Raw genomic sequence first — 20,328 nt, 5'->3', positions numbered from 1 at the left:
AGATGAAAAAATTTTCCACCACTCAGGCTATGTGATGTTTTTGAATTTTAGTTACTTATATCAACACATAAATATTTCATTTCCAGGTATTCATCAATCCCATGCTGCGAGCCTTCGCGCCCCAGCCCTGACTGTTTTATACCACCAAAAGGAGCAACTTCTGTTGAAATCAGGCCAGTATTGATGCCTACCATGCCGTATTCCAGCGCTTCCCCCACACGCCACTGCCGGGCTGTACTTTGTGTAAACAGGTAAGCAGCTAACCCGAATTCTGTGTTGTTTGCCATCTGGATTACCTCTTCTTCAGTACTAAAACTGAATAATGGAGCCAGTGGACCAAAAGTTTCTTCACGAGAAATTTTCATTTCCTGAGTGACACCAGTTAAAACGGTTGGCTCAAAAAATGTGCTGGTTTGATTTAGCCGTTTGCCGCCTGTACGGATGCTTGCACCTTTGCTAACGGCATCTTCAATGTGCGTCTGGACCTTCTCAATTGCAGCTTCGTCAATCAGTGGGCCTTGTGTTATTTCAGACTGTCGGCCGTCACCCACTTTTAACCTGGCAACTTCAGCAATCACACGTTCACTGATTGCATCATAAATACCTTCCTGTATATAAATACGGTTTGCACATACACAGGTCTGACCGCTGTTACGGAATTTGCTAGCCATTATTCCCTTTACAGCCTGATCCAGATTGGCATCATCAAATACAATAACCGGTGCATTCCCCCCAAGTTCGAGTGACAGCTTTTTAATTGTTGGCGCACACTGTTTCATGAGAATGCGGCCAACCTCGGTTGAACCGGTAAAGCTCAGCTTGCGGACAACGTCGCTTTCGCATAAAGTCTGGCCAACTTCAATTGATTCGCCGCTCAGTGTAATCATGACATCTTTTGGAATACCTGCCTGTAATGCCAGAACCTCCAGTGCATAAGCACTAAGTGGCGTCTGTTCTGCTGGCTTAATCAGCATTGAACAACCCGCAGCAAGTGCTGGTCCTGCCTTGCGGGTAATCATGGCGGCCGGAAAGTTCCATGGTGTAATTGCCGCTGTTACTCCGATTGGCTGTTTAATTACCAATAACCGTTGCTGTGCCTGAGATGATGTCAAAACCTCTCCATCTACACGACGAGCCTGCTCAGCAAACCAGCGGATGAAAGATGCAGCATAACTAATCTCGCCCCGTGCTTCTGACAGCGGTTTACCCTGTTCGGCAGTCAGGATCTGTGCCAGGTCCTCCTGATGCTTGAGCATCAGGCGGTACCAGTTCCACAGTAGATCAGCTTTTTGCAGGGCAGTCTGCTGTTTCCAGGCAGCCTGTGCCTGTTCAGCACGTTGAATAGCATTTTCTACAGCCGCACGGTCATAAGTTNNTCGGGATGGTCCAGTAAATACTGTAAATTTTGCTGGATCATGCAGAACGCTCCAGATTTTGCTGGGTGACTGCTGTGAAACCGGCTTTCAGAATATCCAGAGCTTTCTGGAACTGTTCAGCCGGAATAGTGAGTGGATATAGAAAACGGATAACATTCGCTGATTTACCACAAGTCAGCAGCAAAAGACCTTGGCTCATGGCATATTCCTGAATCGCTTTTGCCTGCTCAGCATATTCAAGCTCTACCGCGACCATAGAACCCAGACCACGTATATCCTGAATCATGGAGCTGGTAACTTTAAGCTGTTCCAGGGTTTTGATGAGCTGTGAACCCAGTACATGTGCACGCTCGCAAAGCTGTTCTTCTTCGATCACATCAATTACTGCATGTGCAGCCGCTACAGCCAGCGGATTACCGGCATAAGTACCGCCCAGTCCTCCCGGGTTCGGTGCATCCATTATTTCGGCACGACCCACTACGCCAGAAATCGGAAAACCACCGCCGAGGCTTTTAGCCATAGTAATTATATCTGCCTTTATACTGTAATGCTGCATAGCAAACAGTTGTCCGGTACGGGCAAAACCGGTCTGCACTTCATCGGCTATCAGTAAAATACCGTGCTGGTCGCAGAGCTCACGCAAACGCACCAGAAATTCCTGAGGTGCGACATTGAAACCACCTTCCCCCTGTACCGGTTCAAGTACAATAGCGGCAACATCTTGAGGTACCATGTCAGTACTGAAAATATTTTCAATGCTTTCCATTGCATCGTCCACACTGATTCCCTGTGACTGCGATGGATAGCGGCCATGGAATACACCTGCCGGCATGACACCAAAATCACGTTTATAAGGTGCTGTTTTACCCGTCATTGCCATAGTCATAAAAGTACGGCCATGAAAACCGCCACTAAATGTGATAATGCCATAACGACCGGTGGCAGCCCGGGCAATTTTGACCGCATTTTCTACAGCTTCTGCACCTGTGGTAAAGAAAGCCGTTTTTGCTGGCCCTTCAATAGGCGCACGCTGGTTAATACGCTCAGCTAAAGATACATAGCTTTCATAAGGTGCAACCTGGTATGCCGTATGAGTAAATTTGCCGAGCTGTTCAGTTACTGCTGCAATCACTTTCGGATGGCGATGACCAGTGTTCAGTACGGCAATCCCGCCTGCAAAGTCAGTATATTCACGCCCATCCATGTCCCACAGAGTGGCGTTCTCTGCACGTTCTACATACCATGAGCACATAATGCCTACACCGCGTGGAGTGGCCTGCTGCTTGCGGCTGTTAATATCAGTATGTTTAGAATCCATTTTTTGTACCTCATTTTTATTTAAGCACTGTCAGTTCCTGCTCTAGGCTTGTCTGACGACTGATGACTTCTTTAATCTCACCCTTTTACCCCATTCTGACGAGAGCCATTTCTTGTTCTTCTTTAGGAGCCAATCTGTTTTGCTATAAAAAATAGAGAATCTTAATAGGTTAGATAAAAAATTTATTTTCTCTTCAAGGTTATGTTAGTTTTTTAAAAATTAAATTAATCTTTTTAGTTACTTACTAAATAATAAAATAATTAGATAAATTTTTTTGCTTACTCCTGCTTTTATTTCTTTTTAAAAAATAATTTGACAGTTTAAATAAAACATAATACATATAGTTTTATATGTAATATTTTATAACCAAGGAAGAGTAAAAAATGACGACTGTAAAACTAAAACATTTTATTAATAGTGAATATTCTGAACCGCAAGATAGTAATTATTTCGATCTGATCAGTCCGGTAACTGGAGAAATATATGCACAGTCGCCTAATGCAACTGAAGCAGAGGTAGATGCAGCTTATGCTGCTGCTAAAGAAGCATTTAAAACCTGGGGACGGACTACGCCCTCTGCACGCCAGAAAGCTTTACTGAGCCTGGCCGATGCTATTGAAACCAATGCAGACCGCCTGATCGAAGCACAGAGCCGTAATACTGGGCAGCTTAAGCATCTGATCGCCTCTGAAGAAGTAGCAATATGTGCGGACCAGATCCGCTTTTTTGCAGGCGCAGCACGTTTACTGGAAGGGACAGCAACATCTGAATATCTGGAAGGCTTAACGTCCAGTATCCGCCGTGAGCCAGTGGGTGTAGTCGGTCAGGTAACACCCTGGAACTATCCACTCATGATGGCTGTCTGGAAAATTGCACCTGCACTGGCTGCAGGCAATACCGTTGTGCTTAAACCTAGTGATACCACACCGGAAAGCACTTTACTGCTGGCAGAAATTGCAGCACCATTCTTTCCAAAAGGCGCTTTTAACGTGGTGCTAGGCAAGGCAGATGTAGGCTCCAAGGTGGTTTCACATAAAGTTCCAGCCTTAGTATCGATTACCGGTTCAGTGCGTGCCGGTTTACAGGTGGCAGCCTCTGCTGCGGCCAATCTTGCCAAGGCTCACCTGGAACTTGGAGGTAAAGCTCCGGTTCTGGTTTTTGAAGATGCCGACCTCGACAAGGCGGCTGAGATGATAGCCATGACCGGCTTTTTTAATGCCGGGCAAGACTGTACCGCCGCAACCCGAGTAATTGTATCTGAAGCAGTGCATGATGAATTTGTGCAGAAACTGGTGGCTACTGCAAAGAACACTCGGTTCGGTGAACCAGATGATGAAAATGCCTTATATGGCCCACTCAATAATGCCAACCAGCTTAAACATGTGACAGGCTTTATTGAACGTCTGCCCTCACATGCCAAAATTGAAACTGGTGGTCGTCATGCTGACCGTCCAGGCTATTATTTTGAACCTACAGTGATCACCGGTCTGCAACAGCAGGATGAAGCAATTCAAAATGAAATTTTTGGTCCAGTGATTACCGTACAAAAATTTAGTGATGAAGCGGATGCCATTTATAAAGCCAATGATGTTGAATACGGCTTGGCTTCAAGTGTATGGACCAGAGATCACGGGCGTGCTACACGTCTCAGCCGCGAACTTGATTTTGGTACAGTATGGGTCAACACGCATATTCCGCTGACTGCTGAAATGCCACACGGCGGCTTCAAAAAATCAGGTTATGGTAAAGACCTGTCAGGTTACGGTTTTGAAGAATATACCCGTATCAAGCACGTAATGAGTTCAAACGACTAGTCAGGCTGGAGCTAAACATGAATCAACAGGAAATTAAAGCACTGGTCGGAACTGCGCATCATGAACTGTTCAGCCTGCATGACACCAGTGCGCTTGAACGTTACTTCTCGGCAGACTTTATTGAACACTCGCCTCTGGTCGCAGATGGGCTTTCTGGTTTGCGTCAACTGGTACAAGACTGTCCAAATCTTAAACATGAAGCTGTTCGCATCTTGGCCGATGGCGATCTGGTCGCTATTCATGGACGCTTTGAAGGGCTAGATGAACAGCCACTGGTCGGTTTTGATATTTACCGGGTTAAAGATGACAAAATTGTAGAACATTGGGACGGATTAGTCCCTGAAGCAGCAGCCAATCTTAGTGGCCGTACCCAGCTTGACGGGCCCACTGAGGTAGCAAAGACTGGTCAGGAAGAACATAACCGGTCACTGGTAAAAGAATTTTTTACCCGTACGCTGATTGAAGGTGATTATGAAGGCTTCAGAGATTATGCTAACGGCGAATTATTTCAGCAGCATAGTCCTGATATTGGCGACGGTACTGTAGCAGTGATCGATTTCCTCAACAAAATCCGTAACGAAGGTCAAGGTTTGCTATACTCGAAAATTCATCGCACCATTGCCGATGGCCAGTTTGTCTTGACCCACTCTGAAGGAAGTATTGCAGGTACACGTCATGCCTATTTTGAATTATGGCGTGTAGAAGACGGTAAAATCGTTGAACTCTGGGATGCAATTGCTCCAGTTCCCCAAGATGACCAAGCTGTACATCGCTATGGCGTATTTTAAAGATTAGCCGCTTCCTGAGCCGGGTATTTTATGCCTGGCTTTAAAGAGAGTTAGCCATGACAGCACACACCATTATATTTGCGCCTATCGAGCAGGCCACGCGCTCGGAACAGGTGGTAGGACGGCTAGAAAATGCAATCATTTCCGGTCTGCTCAAAAGTAATGAACAGCTTCCAAATGAGGCCGATTTGGCCCGCCTTATGGGAGTATCACCTATTACGGTTCGTGAAGCATTAAACACCTTGAGAGTAAAAGGCCTGATTGATACGCGACGTGGACGTAACGGTGGAAGTTTTATCTGTGAAATTTCTCCTGATCTGTTGCTAGAGCAGCATCCCTTGCGGCAGGCCAGCAGTGATTATCTGGCAGATCTGGGCGAATACCATAGTGCCATTCTTGGCCATAGTGTATATCTGGCTGCCCAGCGCACGACAACACAAGATCTTTCAAAAATGAAGGAACTGATCCATCTGTTTGCACAGGCTACACAACCGGATACCCGCGCACAAACCGATATGCGCTGTCTGTTAACTCTAGCTTCGTTTGCACAGTCCTCAAGACTAGCCAATCAAGAGCTTTCCATTCAGGCAGAGTGGGCCCCTCTGGTTGCGATACTTTATCAGGATACAGAATTTCATACAGATGTAGTTGAGCAGTATCAGCAATTATTGCCATTGCTAGATCAGGCAAATGAAGCTCAGGCAGCACTGCACACCAAAAAAATTATCTCGATGCTAACTGACCAGATGCTCGAGTACAAACTGTCCATCGCATAACAAGAATAGATATACCGGAACGTTGCATGTTCCTATCCAGACGGTGAAATAACAAGGACAAGGATATAAAGGAATGAAAACAGAATTATATATAGAACAGCTCCAGATGTTACTCGAGCAGGTTATAAGTGAGACCACTTCAACTGCACAGCAATTGGCCCAGCAGACCAGCCATATTTTATCTCGACGTATAATAGATCCGGGCCGCGGTATTAAACTGTCGACTGAGGAGCGTCAAGCTTTACAATATGAAATTAAGGCTGCATTAGAAAAATCGACTTATACCCATGGGATTGGTTTTGCAGGATATACTCCCGAAAACCAGGAAGAAAAAGATTACTGGACACTGGAATGGTGGTTTAAAAAAGGCGATGAACTGCAACAGGCTAAACTTGAAAACTACCAGAATGCCCAGCGTTTTCTCGATTTCCGCTCCTTTGACTGGTTTCAACAGCCAGCATGCAGCAAGCAACCCTATATTCAGGGGCCTTATGTCGACTATATCTGTAACGGTGCCTACACGATTACCACAGCCTATCCCGTAATGGTACAAAGCCAGTTTGTAGGGGTAATTGCTATTGACTTACTGGTCTCTTCACTTGAAAAAGTTTTTCTGCCTAGCCTCCGCAAAATCAAGCAGGCTGCTGTAATTATTAATGATACAGCCCGTGTAATTACCTCCAATACAAAAGGTTTCCGCACGGGTACTCTGGTGAGACATACGCCTATGGCTAGTACAATTGTGCGGTCATCCCAGCCCTTGCAGCTACTGGTTTTATAGCTTTAAACCAGTTATGGGTAAAGGCTTTAAATTAAGCCTCTGATTAGAAGCCAAGCCACCTTATAAATTACAAGAACCTGAGCTTAAAAGTTTGGGCACATATTCTTTATGCTTATTTTATTTATATCAGCAACATATTAGTGACTGGCTTAAAAATTGCAGGGTAGCAAACAGAAATATAAGGGCTTTTATAATATGGAAAAAACTACTGTAAATTTAAAAAAACTGACCCTCTGGCAAGTCATTATTATTGGTATTGCCTACATGACCCCGATGACGGTATTTGATACTTTTGGCATTGTTTCGGGTGTTACCGATGGACACGTACCTTTAGCTTATATACTGGCATTAATTGCAATGGTGCTAACTGCATGGAGTTATGCGCGTTTTAGTCGTGAATCTGAAAAAGCAGGTTCAGCATATACCTATACTGCTGAAAGCTGTGGTCCACAATATGGCTTTTTTGTTGGCTGGTGCGCGCTGCTGGATTATCTCCTGCTTCCGCTCATTAATGTGTTACTCGCTTCCATTTACCTCACTGCCCTGATTCCAGATGTTCCTTATTGGGCTTGGGTCATGATTTCTGCAAGTGTTGTCACTCTGGTGAATTGTTTTCGTATCAACATATTAGCCAACTTAAGTCTGGCTTTTGTTTTTGCGCCTATTATTCTCATGGTTATATTTGTTTATCTGGTAATTCAGGGTATAGGCTCTTCTCAGGGTTATGAGCATGTTCTGACTCTTACGCCCTTATGGAATGGAGATCATGAGCTTTTACCACTTATCGCTGGCGCATCAATTTTGTGTTTTTCATTCTTAGGGTTTGATGCAGTCACGACATTATCTGCTGAAACCAAAGACCCGAAGCGAAATATCCCGCGTGCGGTACTGATGACCACCCTTATTGGCGGTTTGATCTTTATTAGTGCATCTTGGTTTATCCAGCTTTATTTTCCCAGCAATGTCCGTTTCAATAATCCGAGTGAAGCCCTGCCAGAAATTGTGCTTTATGTAGGTGGAGCCTTTTTTCAGTCGGTTTTCCTGTGTGGGCAGATTATGAATACCTTTGCTTCCGGTCTTGCTACCCATGCCAGTGCCTCGCGGCTTTTGCATATTATGGGCAGAGATGGTATTTTCCCGCGTAAATTCTTTGGTGCAGTTCACTTTAAACTCGGCACACCACTTTTTTCGGTATTATTTGTCGGCCTCATTTCAATGAGTGCAGCTTTTCTGGATCTCGCCCAAGTGGTTAGCCTGATCAGTTTTGGTGCTCTGGTTGCCTTTACTGCGGTGAATTTCTCAGTATTTATGCAATTTTATATTAAAAAGCAGCAACGCACAGGACTCAAGAATAAGTTCCTCAACCTGGTTTTACCATTTATTTCGGTCTGTGCCATCTTGTGCCTCTGGTTCAATCTGGATCATTCTTCCTTGATATTTGGTTGTATCTGGTTATTGGCCGGTATCTCCGTTTTCTTTTACAAAAAATTTAAAAAGCAGAATATTGCTATCAGCAATGTTTATTAATTCATTGAGGTCAAAAGCCATGTTAAATATATCTAAACCTATAATATTAAATGATGTTGTTTTAAGCAGTCAACCACTCAACAGGCAGGTAAAGAATGGAACTGGGTTAATCCCCGTCATCTACAGGCTGACCATCCGGCAAATTACTATGAAAGCTCTCTGGCAGACTGGCATGAATTTAATGCCCTGCAAACTGATTGTGAATGTGATGTGGTTGTCATTGGTTCAGGCCTGCTAGGCGCCTCTACTGCATTACATCTGGCTGAACAGGGGGTCGAAACTGTTATACTTGAGAAAAATCGTGTAGGTAGTGCCGCTTCAGGACGTAATGGTGGCCAGTTGACACCTGGTCTGGCCCGCTGGGAAGCAGGTGAAATGGCAGAACATTTTGGTTATGAAGATGCAAAAAAACTCTGGCATTTTACTTCTACGGAGGCCATGCGGTTAATTGATGAAATCTCTGAAAAATACGGTCTGGATTTTCAGCGAAAACGAGGACACATTACTGCTGCGGTTCATCAAGGTCATCTGGTTGGTCTTACCCAAGGCGCAGATGCCCGTAAATATCTGGGTGAAGACCATACACGCATTGTAGGTAAACACGAATTAGATGAATATATTAAATCAGACTATTATACCGGCGGGCTGATTGATGAGTTAGGTGGCCAGATTCATCCACTTGCTCTAAACCGTGGCCTGATTTATGCCTTCTGCAAAAATGGGGGTACCGTGTATGAACAGACTGAAGTAATTACAATTGAAGAAGCCGAAGACGGCGTTTATGTCAGAACAGCAACCGGTACAGTCAAGGCACGTAAAAGTGTAGTGATGGCTGTACATCATGCATCATTTAAGTTGCTTCCACAGAAAAAACAGACGACGCTTCCCTTCTATACTTACGTTAGTACCACTGCTCCGCTTGAGCTTGATATTCATGAGCTTCTGCCTGAGGAGCATCCGGTTTACGACACCCAATTTCAGATTGACTATTATCGCCCGGTCACACAGAACCGGTTGTTGTTTGGCGGACAAGGTACAGGTAGCTGCTGGTCACCAGAGAGGACCTTGAACTATTTAAAAAATCGTATTCATACAGTTTTCCCACAGCTCAAGCAGGTTGAAATCGATTTTGTCTGGAGTGGTACCACTGATTTGACAGTCAATGGTGCTGTAGACAGCCGTAAGTTCGGGAGCAAGTCTCCAATTTATGCCGTGCATGGCTGGAGCGGCCACGGTGTTGCCCAGACTGTGCGTATTGGTAAAGCCATTGCAGCAGATTTTATTGGTCAATCCAGTGATTTTAAAATGCTCACCCAGATTGATCATGCCAACATCCTGTTTGCGCGCACTCTGGCCCCTGTTGTGATTCCAATTGCAAAAAGTGCTTATGGTGTGGGAGCTTTAATGAATCCAGGTAAAATGGTGTCTTTTTAATATTTTATAAGAAATATAAATAGTTTTCTCCAGCTTAAAATCATTAAAAACCGGTAAAGCAAATCGCTCTACCGGTTTCATAAATGAACAGTTAAGGTTTAGAAAAAATAAAAATTACCAGCCAGCTGGCAATAATTTGAATAATGCAGCAATAGCATAAACAGCACTGGCAAAATAGATAAGAATAATCAGAATTTTAATGCCCGGGTGAGTAATGGCAGAGCTGCATGTCCATGAAGGTTGAATATCTCCACGCGCACGCGCACCTTTTAAAATAAGCATGGGCATGATAGACAGGACTACACCACTAAATGTTCCCGCGATATAAAGAGCATTAACGAAAGAGACCATACCGCTATAAGCCAGCAAAAATGGTGGAAGAGTTACAATGGCCATGACCAGAAGACGCTTTTTCATATCGGTATGAATTGCCAGTTTAAAACGATCACCGATATTTGTAACCAGACTGCCACCTAGCCCCCAGTACGAAGTCAGCATTGCAAACAAGGCAAACAGGTTAGCAGAGAAAAAGGCCCAATTGCCCAGTACCTTGCCCCAGCTTAAAGTTGCTACCTGGGTAATGTTATCCAGACCACTAAGAGCAATTACGGACATCGGTACCGCAGCCAGCAGAATAAATGTAATTACCATACCGGTAATAATAGCTTTTGGCAGCTGCTCAGGCTTATCACTAAAACCACGCGCCATTTCCGGCACGATATATTGGGCAGAAAAACAGAACACCACGACATTAAATACTGGAATCATATAGATCCAGTTGCCCTGCATCAGATTTACAAACTGGGTTTTTTCATTGAGCAATGTCGCACCGAATAAAATCGCCAGCATAGCAACCATGCATATACAGATTACTTTTTCACTACGGCCAATCGCTTTTAATCCGAGCCATAATATTCCTGCCGCGGGAATAAAGAAAATAAGACTGCCGAGTGACCTTGGCAGGCCGGCCAGCGAATTCAGCAGCTCACCACTACCACTCATATAGGCGATTAATGCACCCATTGAATTAACACAAACCGCTGCGAAAATAATCCATGAGCCTAAAGCACCTACATAACGCTCGGACAGGCCGCTTAGTTGCAGATGTGCCTGGGTTCTTAATGTTGACTCGGCAACATATAGCATGGTAATGGTGGTCAAAATACCAGCAACAATTAACCAGAATAGCAAGGGCATAAAACCTGCCTTACGCGCTGCATAGGCTATAGAGAGAATACCTGCACCAATATTGGTGCCAACAATCATTGCAACGCCTTCCAGAAAACTTAAAGATTTGACAGGCGCTTCTTTGCACTCTACAACGGTAAAAGGTACTGCGCCTTGTATGGTCTCTTCTGACATGATGAATTCCTTATAAATTATAGTCCTTGATGACTTAGGTTTCTAATTTCCTGTTATGCTTTTATAACGGGTTCAGATTCATCTTCTGATCAATCCTGCTTGTTTTAAGACCCTTGAATTTCAGTAAATTAAGCCTGAGTATATGTTCAGCTCCAGGGTTGAACCTGCTGGCCCATCCATAAGGTTTTATAATTTCATGCTTTATGGGACCAGAAACGAGAGCCATTTTTAATAAACCGGAGAGAGCCAATTGCTTAGCTTGTTAGGAGATCATCTGTTACAGCGCTTACAGAAACAGACCGAGGGAGCTCTATATCACCGGGTATTCTGCTGTTTACGTGATGCCATCACAGAAGGTATTTTACCGCCTAAAACACGGCTTCCGGCTTCGCGTGATCTGGCTCATGAACTCAAGGTTTCACGTAATACTATCTTGAATGCCTATGAGCATTTACAGGCACAAGGCTATATTCAGGCACATACGGGACGTGGCAGCTGGGTCGCTGAAAACCTGCCGGAGAGCTATCTGACAGTACCGGGACATGAACATCTGGCAGAACAGCCCAACCAGCAACAGTTAAAGCATCTGTCTAAGCGTGGTACTGAATTTCTTGAAAGTGCAGCCGCATCCCCCTATCAGTGGGGTGCTTTTGTGCCAGGCGCACCAGACGTTACCGAATTTCCACACGCCGAGTTTGGCCGGATTCTGAACCGTTTAAGCCGCCAGCCGGAAATTTCACGGCTCATTTATAGCAATGACGGGGGCTGTCTTGAACTTAAACAGGCATTAGCAGATTATTTGCGGGTTGCGCGCTCTGTACGCTGTGAGGCTGACCAGATTCTAATTACTGAAGGTATTCATCAGGCAGTAGATCTGGTTTCACGCTCTTTATGCGATGCCGGTGATCAGGTCTGGATTGAAGATCCGGGTTACTGGGGTGCGCGTAATATTTTACGGATCAATGGACTGTGTATTAACCCGGTACCCGTTGATCATGAAGGTCTTATTCCTGATCATACATCTTCCGTTCCTAAACTGATCTTTGTTACTCCCTCACATCAGTATCCGCTTGGTTCGCACTTGAGCGTATCCAGACGCCGGCAACTGTTAGACCTGGCCCGTTATCACGGCAGCTGGATAATTGAAGATGACTACGACAGTGAATTTCGCTTTTCCGGCCAGCCTTTTCCCTCCTTGCAGGGACTGGAAGAAAATACGCCCGTCATTTATATGGGAACATTCAGTAAAACGATTTACCCGGCATTACGGATTGGTTATATGGTCATTCCTAAAAGTCTGGTCGAATCACTGAAAACGGTAGCTGCCGAGCTTTATCGGGGCGGGCATTTACTTACACAGCGGGCACTGGCTGAATTTATTCAAGAAGGTCATTATGCCGCTCATATCCGTCGGATGCGGATTTTGTATGGTAAACGCCGTGCATTTCTAATTGAACTGATTGAGCGCTATCTGGGCACAGAGTTTATTCATGAATTTAGTCATGCAGCAGGTTTACACCTGGTCCTCAAGCTGCCGGAGCATAGTAATGACGTTGCAATTGCCAGAATGGCCCTTTCGCGTGGTGTCAAAGTAAGACCTTTATCACGCTATTATTCGGATGCAGACCGCTCACAAGCTGGTCTGCTACTAGGTTTCGCCTGTGTAAAGGAGAAAGACATGCTTGTAGCATTTAGCGTATTAAGACAATGTCTGAAAGAACATCAGATTGCACTTTGAACCGGGTTAAAGCTACTCTTTTAATCACTATACAAATGCAATAAAAAGGGCACAGCCTAAACTGTACCCTTCTTAAGAGTTTAACAAGATATTTTTATACTACATGCTTTTGTACCAGAATACAGCCCACGGAATAACCTGCACCAAACGAGCACAGAATTCCATATTCACCATCGTTTACTTCGTGTGCTGTGCGGTGCATGGCAATAATGACCCCGGCAGAAGAAGTATTGGCAAATTCATCCAGAATAATTGGAACAAGCCCTGGCTGGGCTGCTTCTTTGCCTACTACCAGCTTCAAGATTAATTCATTCATGCTGGCATTGGCCTGATGTAACCAGAAGCGTTTTACTTCATTAGGCTGAATACTGTTTTTCTCAAGTTGAGTAGTAATCATTTTTGCGACCAGCGGGCATACTTCCTTAAATACTTTGCGGCCATCCTGACGGAAACGCTTGTCATCAATATCGGCATTTTCACTGGTATTCAAAAAACCAAAATTATTACGAATATTGTTGGAAAATTGAGTAAACAGCTGTGTATCCAGAATTTCAAAGCCAGATTTGCTGTCTGTATTTTCAATAATAGAAGCAGTCGCTACATCACCAAAAATAAAGTGGCTGTCACGTGAACGGAAATCAGAATGCGCAGATGTAATTTCAACATTGACCAGCAATACACGACGCGCGCCTGTCTTAATGGCATCATGAGCCTGTTTCAGGCCAAAGGTCGCTGCAGAGCATGCCACGTTCATGTCATAGGCATACCCCTGAATTCCCAGAGCAGTCTGAATTTCAATAGCAACTGCCGGGTAAGCGCGCTGCATGTTTGAACATGCCAGAATCACGACATCAATATCTTCAGGTGTAACACCAGCATTTTCCATCGCCTGCTTGGCAGCAATTACGCCCCACTCTGCCTGTAACGACAGCTGGTCATCAGCACGTTCCTGCAAACGTGGACGCAAACGTTTCGGGTCAAGAATACCAGTTTTTTCAGACACATAACGACGCTTGACACCTGATGCCTTTTCAACAAATTCAGCACTTGAACCACGGCGGGGCTCTAGTTCACCTGCAGCAATTTTTTCAGCATTTTCTAGGTTATACTGTTCCACATAAGCATTTAAACTTTCAACTAACTCTTCGTTGGTAATGACATTTTCAGGATGAAACAAGCCAGTACCAGTAATGCGGATGCCCATGTAAAACTCCTTTTAAAGAATGACGGTATTTTAACTGATTCCGAGCCGATCCCATAGTTTTTGCAGTCGAGTTGCAGAAACAGGTATTTTGGTCTTCATAGGCTGGGAAAACAGGGAAATACGTAACTCTTCAAGCATAAAGTAAAAGTCTATAGATTTCGGATTGTTACGGACACTGAATAACTTGTCCATCCACGGGTCAACCTGGGCAATAGCAGCTTCATCACGTTGAAGGTTATTAGGCAAACGCTCCAGACGCAGAACCAAGGCCTTCAAATAACGTGGAAATTCTGCCCATACCTCAGGCGGCTGGGTATAAACGAAATCGCCCAGTTGCATCAGGTCAAGCTGATCTTCAATATCATCAATACTACGCCCAAAAATTTCCGGATCAAGCACGAGCAGTTTACGGCGAATATCTTGCCACTGAATAAAAATATCGCTGAGTGCTGCCAAAGCCTGCTGGCCATAACTCAGGAAATTTCCCTTAACCTCTGTCAGTACATTCTGGAACTCTCCGGCATTCACCGGCAGTTCAGTTAATGCCATTTGCAAAGTCGCATATACCAGCATTTGCTCCAGTTTGGCCCGGTCACCTAATGACGAATAAGCCAGAGCCAGAGGCTTACCCAACTGCTTTTTAAGCTGACGTATCAGGTCACCTAACTGCATGTGAATCAGACGGATTACTCCTTCACGATGCTGTTTAATGGCTTCGGCCTGATCATTAAAACTTTGTATAACGACACCTGATTCATCTTTAGCTTCTATCTCACTAAAGCTTTTTACCGGAACCAGAGCCTGATACTGTTTTATCACTACGCCTGTTACTTTCTGACTGGCTTCAAAAATAAAGCTTTCCGGAAAAGTTTTATATTCACCTTTCAGCTGTTTTACCGGTCGCTGAGTTTCCTGACGGCAACGTGCTTTTAGCTCTGCCAGATCACGTCCTTTTTCAATCACTCGGCCTTTTTCATCAGTTACCTTGATAAAAGGAATCAGGTACTGATCAATCCGTTCAACTGAAAAATCCTTCTCTGTAATCTGTTCACCCCGCAAGGCAAATGTCAGATAATTCAGAACATGACGCTGCAAATCCTTATCCTGTACCTCACGCAGCAACTTGCGTGCAGTATCCGGGATCGGCACTAGATTACGTCGTTTATCCTTTGGCAAAGATTTAAGCAAGGCCTCAACCAGTTCCTGACGCCAGCCTGGAATTCCCCAAGACCAGATCTCTTCATTGACCTGCGCTAATGCCTGTAATGGAATTTTTACTGTAGCCCCGTCTTCATCATGGCTTGGGTCAAAGCGATAACTTGCAGCCAAACGTAACTGTCCATTTTGCAGATAATCCGGAAACTGCTGTGTAGTCGGACGGTCATTCAGCCAGAGTGACTCTTCATCGACATATAAGAAACGCGGTTCTTTGGCCTCAACTGTAGCCAGCCAGTCTTCAAAACTGCGTCGGCTGGCAATTTCAGAAGGAATCTTAGAAGCATAAAACTGATAGACAGTCTCTTCATCTACAACCAGATCACGTCGGCGCAGCTTGTCTTCTACCCGCTCTACTTCTTCAAATTTAAGCAGGTTATGTTTTAGAAATGGCGGCATAATGCCCAGGTTACCGGTTGTGAGAGCATCTCGCAGGAAAATCTCATGAGCTGCTGCCTGATCAACTTTTTCAAAATTGGTCAGGCGTTTTGGCTCAATAATTAAACCAAATAGCGAAATCTGGTCATAGGCATTTACAATACCTGTTTTTTTCGACCAGTGCGGCTCAAAATAGTGATGCTTCAGCAAATCACGGGCCGCTAGCAAAATCCATTCCGGTTCAATTTTAGCCAATGTCCGTAGATAGACCTGTGAAGTTTCTACCATTTCAAAAGCCATTACCCAAGATGCGCCCGCCTTATGTAAAACAGAAGCAGGAAAAATTCGTGCCTTTTGCTGGCGCACCGCCATATAGACATTTTTTTCATCAGTCTTGTTGGCAATAAAGGAAAGTAATCCGGTTAGCAGGGCTCGGTGCAGGTTTTCATAACTGGCAGGTTTATCATTAAAACTCAGCTTTAAGCCTTCAGCCAGTTCAACAAGTTGTTTATGAGTCTGTTTCCATTCACGTAAACGTAGCCAGCTTAAAAAATGCTGACGTGCAAATGCGCGACGTTTATTTTCACTTAGCTGGTTATCCTTGTTGCCTTTTAAAGTTGACCAGAGCTTCAAATAAAATAGAAAATCTGAATCAGCTTCTTTAAATAAAGCATGTTTCTGATCCGCCTGAGTCTGTTTATCCGCAGGTCGCTCACGTGGGTCCTGTACAGCCAGTGCGCTCACAATAATCAGAGCTTCATTTAACGCACCGAAGTGTGCCCCACCCAGAATCATGCGGGCAAGTCTTGGATCAATTGGCATACGTGCCATCATCTGACCAATTTTAGTCAGCTCAGCTTTTTTCTCGTTTAGTGCACCCAGTTCAATGAGCAGCTTACGTCCATCATTAACCAGGCGGTGGTCAGGCGGCTCAATAAAGTCAAAATTTTCAAGATTTCCTAAACCTAAACTCTGCATTTGCAGAATGACTGAAGCCAAGTTTGTCCGCTTGATCTCAGGTTCTGTAAATTCTGGCCGGCTTAAAAAGTCTTCTTCACTATACAGACGAATACAGACCCCAGGCGCAATACGGCCACAGCGCCCCTTACGCTGGTTTGCAGCAGCTTGCGATATCGCTTCAATCGGCAAGCGCTGTACGCGCGAGCGATAACTATAGCGGGAAATACGGGCAAAACCGCTATCAATCACATAGCGAATATTAGGAACAGTCAGTGCCGTTTCTGCCACGTTAGTAGCAATAATAATGCGCCGGCCCTTTCCTCCCGGATTAAAAATTTTCTGCTGTTCACCTAAACCCAGGCGTGCGAACAGTGGCAAGATTTCTGTATGCCGTGGACCATGTTTTTCCAGAGTTTCCTGAAGTTCGCGAATCTCCTGTTCTGTACTTGAAAAGATCAGGATATCTGCATGTTCCGGATGACCTTTTTCTTCTGCATCCTTGAAGCACTCTTCTACAGCCTGAACTACTGCACGTGGTAAATTTTCTTCGAAGTCATCAAACTCATCATCATCACTTCCTGCAATGTTCAGGTCGGAAATCGGACGATAACGTACCTCAACCGGAAAACTCCGGCCTTCCACTTCATAGACTGGTGCACCATTAAAGTAATGACTAAACCGATTTACATCTAGTGTTGCCGAGGTAATAATGACTTTTAAATCAGGACGTTTTTTAATGAGCTGCTTCAGGTAGCCCATAATAAAGTCAATATTTAGTGAACGTTCATGCGCCTCATCAATAATAATCGTGTCATATTTAGTCAGATAACGATCATGGGTCAGCTCAGCCAGCAGAATTCCGTCTGTCATCAACCGGACTATAGAATCCTGTGAGCCCTGTTCATTAAAACGGACTTTAAAGCCAATGGATTCCCCAAGCTTTTCACCCACTTCTTCAGCAATACGCTGTGACACGCTACGCGCTGCCAGACGTCTCGGCTGGGTATGACCAATCATTCCCGTCAGGCCGCGGCCTGCCAGCATTGCTATCTGGGGTAATTGTGTTGTTTTACCAGAGCCGGTTTCACCTGCCACAATAATGACCTGATGCGTTTGTATTGCTTCAATCAGTTTGTCCGCATATTGCGTGACTGGCAAATCCTGATTCAGTTTAATATTCGGGAGGCGTTCTACACGTGCCCGCACCTTGGCGTTAGATTTTTCAAAAAGTTCCTGATACTGCTTGGGATTTGCATCTTTACCTTTACCTAGCCGATTTAAACGATAAGAGTCCCGCGCCATGACCAGTTGATCTACATTTAAATGACTCAGCACCGAGCGCAATTCCTGATATAAAAATACGAACTGTCTATTTTACGCCGTAATGACATCCAGTGAAAGAATTCTCACTTTAATATATTTAGTGTTTTTTTCATTTTAACCCTTGAATTTTAAAGGGTCCGACGGCATGTTATATGCGTAGCAAAAATGCTTGTCCCGACTGGCTCTAGATTTCGCCTTAAAAAATGAACCGGACAAGACTTAGGTAAAATAGAAATGGCTTAATTTGTTTTACCGATTTAAGCAATGTAAAAATACTATTTTACCAATGATAAAAAATTATCTATTCTAGATCATGAAATTTAAATGCTAACACTCAATCATGGAGACAATGATGAGCTTAATTAATACTGAAGTTAAACCATTTAAAGCAACTGCTTATCAGAACGGCCAGTTCATCGAAATTACTGAAGCTGACCTGAAAGGTAAATGGTCTGTATTCTTCTTTTATCCAGCAGACTTTACTTTTGTTTGCCCAACTGAGCTTGGTGACCTTGCAGACAACTATGCTGAATTCAAACAGTTAGGTGTTGAAATCTACTCAGTTTCTACTGACACTCATTTCACTCACAAAGCTTGGCATGACTCTTCAGAAGAAATCAAGAAAATCGAATACCCAATGGTAGGCGATCCAACTTGGACTCTGGCTAAAAACTTTGAAGTATTAATCGAAGCTGATGGTCTTGCTGACCGTGGTACTTTCGTTATCGATCCAGAAGGTAAAATCCAGATCGTTGAAATCAATGCTGGCGGTATCGGTCGTGATGCATCTGAACTGCTTCGTAAAGTAAAAGCAGCTCAATACGTTCACGCTCACCCAGGTGAAGTATGCCCAGCTAAATGGAAAGAAGGCGATGCTACACTTGCTCCTTCAATCGACCTAGTAGGTAAAATCTAATCTTGATTAGATTAAGCTAATAAAAAACCGTCTCATTTGAGGCGGTTTTTTTATTTGAATTTTATTCTATAGCCGAGCCAGCACAGCAATAACATATTTTATACTCACAGAAAGATTCATTTCGACTATGGTCAGCTTATAAGCATTATAAATGAAAATATAACTAAAGCGTGGAGGAAACCTATGCCACAAGTTTTAGCTGTTATTTACTGGAAATATGACTCTACTTCACGTTATTTAAAAATTTTTTATAATAATGGTACAGGCGAGCTTTATCACCCCGTACCGGCATTTGTATATGACAATATGATGCGCGTTACTGACAAAACTGCTTTTGTTCACAAATATCTGGAGTTCAATTTGCACTTTGACCGGCTATCAATAGCGTGAGTTTCAGTAAATTAAAATATTGAAAATAAAAGATTCAGGTTCGTATTGCCATGAGTAGACCGGCCCCTAGATCCAGTGTCGTTAACATCATGTCCTGCTCCTGCTGAAGTAAAGATATAAAATCTTTAACCTGATCTGCATGTGAAATTACGTTATCTACAATCAGGACCCCTTTTGGGGTCAAAACTTTCTTTAAATAAGGCCAGTAGATAATATAGGCATCCCGCTCTGCATCAAGTAGAATAAAATCGTACTGTTCTTGAGTGTGGCGAAGAAACTCAAGCGCATCTCCGACCCAAAACCGGACTACATCAGTTAATCCCATTTTTTGTGCATGCCACTGTGCCTGCTGACTCCGTTCCTTCTCTATTTCCAGAGTAACTAATTTTGCCCCTGTTGCTCTGGCCGCCTCTGCCAGCCAGAGTGTAGAGTATCCGGTAGAAGTACCAATTTCCAGCAATCTCTCGGGTTGCTGAATACGCACTAGCATAGATAAATAGTGAGCCGATTCTGGCTCAATATTTCGATAGCGCAGCAATCGGTCATTCTGGTCTGCATCATGAGCTTGGAAAGATTGATAGAGCTCAGCCATATAGGCATTAAATTCGGAAGTCGCCATGGCAGTTTTTCCTGTTTTTATTATAAATTTTTTATAAATTTAAAATTTATACGATCTGGATAAGTTTAAATCTGGGAATGATTTCACCTTCTACCTCCACCGTTTCCTTAAACATACTTAAAGGTCGAACCCACATTGAATAATCACCATATAGACATTGATAAATAACCAGTTCCTCTTGTGTTTCACTGTGTTTCGCTACAGAAAAAACCTGGTATAGCTGACCCTTATAATGCTGATAAATACCACGGGTAATTTGCATGGTGTATTCCATCGAGAGAAGTTTAACAATCATGACTATGCCATAAAAAATTTTATTTGCTGCATGAAGAAAGGAAAATATTTTATTTACTGTCTCGCCGCCTGCAATTGAGAACTGAGCGAATTACACACCGCCTAAACAGCTAAG

General features: G+C 43.9%; 14 protein-coding genes and 2 pseudogenes. 9 read left to right on the top strand and 7 right to left on the bottom strand.

Annotated elements, in window-relative coordinates:
- Nucleotides 1-47: 47 nt before the first annotated feature.
- Both B3R63_RS04240 and gabT read right to left on the bottom strand, forming a co-directional pair.
- Nucleotides 48-1,373, bottom strand: a pseudogene (locus B3R63_RS04240) (NAD-dependent succinate-semialdehyde dehydrogenase); the annotation flags it as partial.
- 40 nt (nucleotides 1,374-1,413) lie between these two features.
- Nucleotides 1,414-2,694, bottom strand: coding sequence for a 4-aminobutyrate--2-oxoglutarate transaminase (gabT, locus tag B3R63_RS04235; protein ID WP_265779105.1), 1,281 nt, complete (start codon nucleotides 2,692-2,694; stop codon nucleotides 1,414-1,416).
- A gap of 383 nt (nucleotides 2,695-3,077) precedes the next feature.
- Between gabT and B3R63_RS04230 the strand changes: the two genes are divergently transcribed.
- From B3R63_RS04230 to B3R63_RS04205, 6 genes and pseudogenes are all read left to right on the top strand, one after another.
- The gene (locus B3R63_RS04230; protein ID WP_265779104.1) at nucleotides 3,078-4,508 is read left to right on the top strand and encodes a gamma-aminobutyraldehyde dehydrogenase; all 1,431 of its coding nucleotides are present in this window, start codon (nucleotides 3,078-3,080) and stop codon (nucleotides 4,506-4,508) included.
- 17 nt (nucleotides 4,509-4,525) lie between these two features.
- Nucleotides 4,526-5,296: a nuclear transport factor 2 family protein gene (locus B3R63_RS04225; protein ID WP_111281642.1), complete on the top strand. Its 771-nt coding sequence runs from the start codon at nucleotides 4,526-4,528 to the stop codon at nucleotides 5,294-5,296.
- A 56-nt stretch (nucleotides 5,297-5,352) separates the two neighbouring features.
- On the top strand, nucleotides 5,353-6,072 hold the full coding sequence (locus tag B3R63_RS04220; protein ID WP_119879112.1) for a FadR/GntR family transcriptional regulator: 720 nt from the start codon (nucleotides 5,353-5,355) through the stop codon (nucleotides 6,070-6,072).
- Between the two features lie 73 nt (nucleotides 6,073-6,145).
- Nucleotides 6,146-6,853, top strand: a complete 708-nt coding sequence (locus tag B3R63_RS04215; RefSeq protein WP_005406353.1) for a cache domain-containing protein — start codon at nucleotides 6,146-6,148, stop codon at nucleotides 6,851-6,853.
- A 195-nt stretch (nucleotides 6,854-7,048) separates the two neighbouring features.
- On the top strand, nucleotides 7,049-8,380 hold the full coding sequence (locus B3R63_RS04210) for an APC family permease (protein ID WP_119879275.1): 1,332 nt from the start codon (nucleotides 7,049-7,051) through the stop codon (nucleotides 8,378-8,380).
- A gap of 19 nt (nucleotides 8,381-8,399) precedes the next feature.
- Nucleotides 8,400-9,814, top strand: a pseudogene (locus B3R63_RS04205) (NAD(P)/FAD-dependent oxidoreductase).
- 114 nt (nucleotides 9,815-9,928) lie between these two features.
- On the opposite strand, the gene B3R63_RS04200 reads toward B3R63_RS04205, so the two are convergent.
- Nucleotides 9,929-11,176, bottom strand: coding sequence for an aromatic amino acid transport family protein (locus B3R63_RS04200; RefSeq protein ID WP_119879110.1), 1,248 nt, complete (start codon nucleotides 11,174-11,176; stop codon nucleotides 9,929-9,931).
- 250 nt (nucleotides 11,177-11,426) lie between these two features.
- On the opposite strand from B3R63_RS04200, the gene B3R63_RS04195 reads away from it, so the two are divergent.
- Nucleotides 11,427-12,914, top strand: a complete 1,488-nt coding sequence (locus B3R63_RS04195) for a PLP-dependent aminotransferase family protein (RefSeq protein ID WP_119879109.1) — start codon at nucleotides 11,427-11,429, stop codon at nucleotides 12,912-12,914.
- 94 nt (nucleotides 12,915-13,008) lie between these two features.
- On the opposite strand, the gene B3R63_RS04190 is transcribed toward B3R63_RS04195, so the two are convergent.
- Together B3R63_RS04190 and hrpA are read right to left on the bottom strand one after the other, a co-directional pair.
- Nucleotides 13,009-14,118 carry a beta-ketoacyl-ACP synthase III gene (locus B3R63_RS04190; RefSeq protein WP_119879108.1) on the bottom strand — a complete coding sequence of 370 codons (1,110 nt, stop codon included), beginning with the start codon at nucleotides 14,116-14,118 and terminating at the stop codon, nucleotides 13,009-13,011.
- 30 nt (nucleotides 14,119-14,148) lie between these two features.
- Nucleotides 14,149-17,973, bottom strand: coding sequence for an ATP-dependent RNA helicase HrpA (hrpA, locus tag B3R63_RS04185; protein ID WP_414630834.1), 3,825 nt, complete (start codon nucleotides 17,971-17,973; stop codon nucleotides 14,149-14,151).
- Between the two features lie 373 nt (nucleotides 17,974-18,346).
- On the opposite strand from hrpA, the gene ahpC reads away from it, so the two are divergent.
- Nucleotides 18,347-18,910: an alkyl hydroperoxide reductase subunit C gene (gene ahpC / locus B3R63_RS04180; protein WP_005019607.1), complete on the top strand. Its 564-nt coding sequence runs from the start codon at nucleotides 18,347-18,349 to the stop codon at nucleotides 18,908-18,910.
- 183 nt (nucleotides 18,911-19,093) lie between these two features.
- Nucleotides 19,094-19,300: a KTSC domain-containing protein gene (locus B3R63_RS04175; RefSeq protein ID WP_005019605.1), complete on the top strand. Its 207-nt coding sequence runs from the start codon at nucleotides 19,094-19,096 to the stop codon at nucleotides 19,298-19,300.
- Nucleotides 19,301-19,334: 34 nt separating this feature from the next.
- Here the strand turns inward: B3R63_RS04175 and B3R63_RS04170 are convergent, their stop codons facing one another.
- Complete coding sequence (locus B3R63_RS04170; protein ID WP_119879106.1) at nucleotides 19,335-19,919, bottom strand: O-methyltransferase; 585 nt, start codon at nucleotides 19,917-19,919, stop codon at nucleotides 19,335-19,337.
- Between the two features lie 46 nt (nucleotides 19,920-19,965).
- Nucleotides 19,966-20,181, bottom strand: coding sequence for a DUF1653 domain-containing protein (locus B3R63_RS04165; RefSeq protein WP_005406270.1), 216 nt, complete (start codon nucleotides 20,179-20,181; stop codon nucleotides 19,966-19,968).
- Between the last annotated feature and the right edge of the window lie 147 nt (nucleotides 20,182-20,328).

The sequence above is a fragment of the Acinetobacter sp. UBA1297 genome (assembly GCF_002307755.1).
Classification (GTDB): domain Bacteria; phylum Pseudomonadota; class Gammaproteobacteria; order Pseudomonadales; family Moraxellaceae; genus Acinetobacter; species Acinetobacter radioresistens.
Note: the sequence above shows the minus strand (reverse complement) of the source record. Positions and strands in the feature narration are given on the sequence as shown.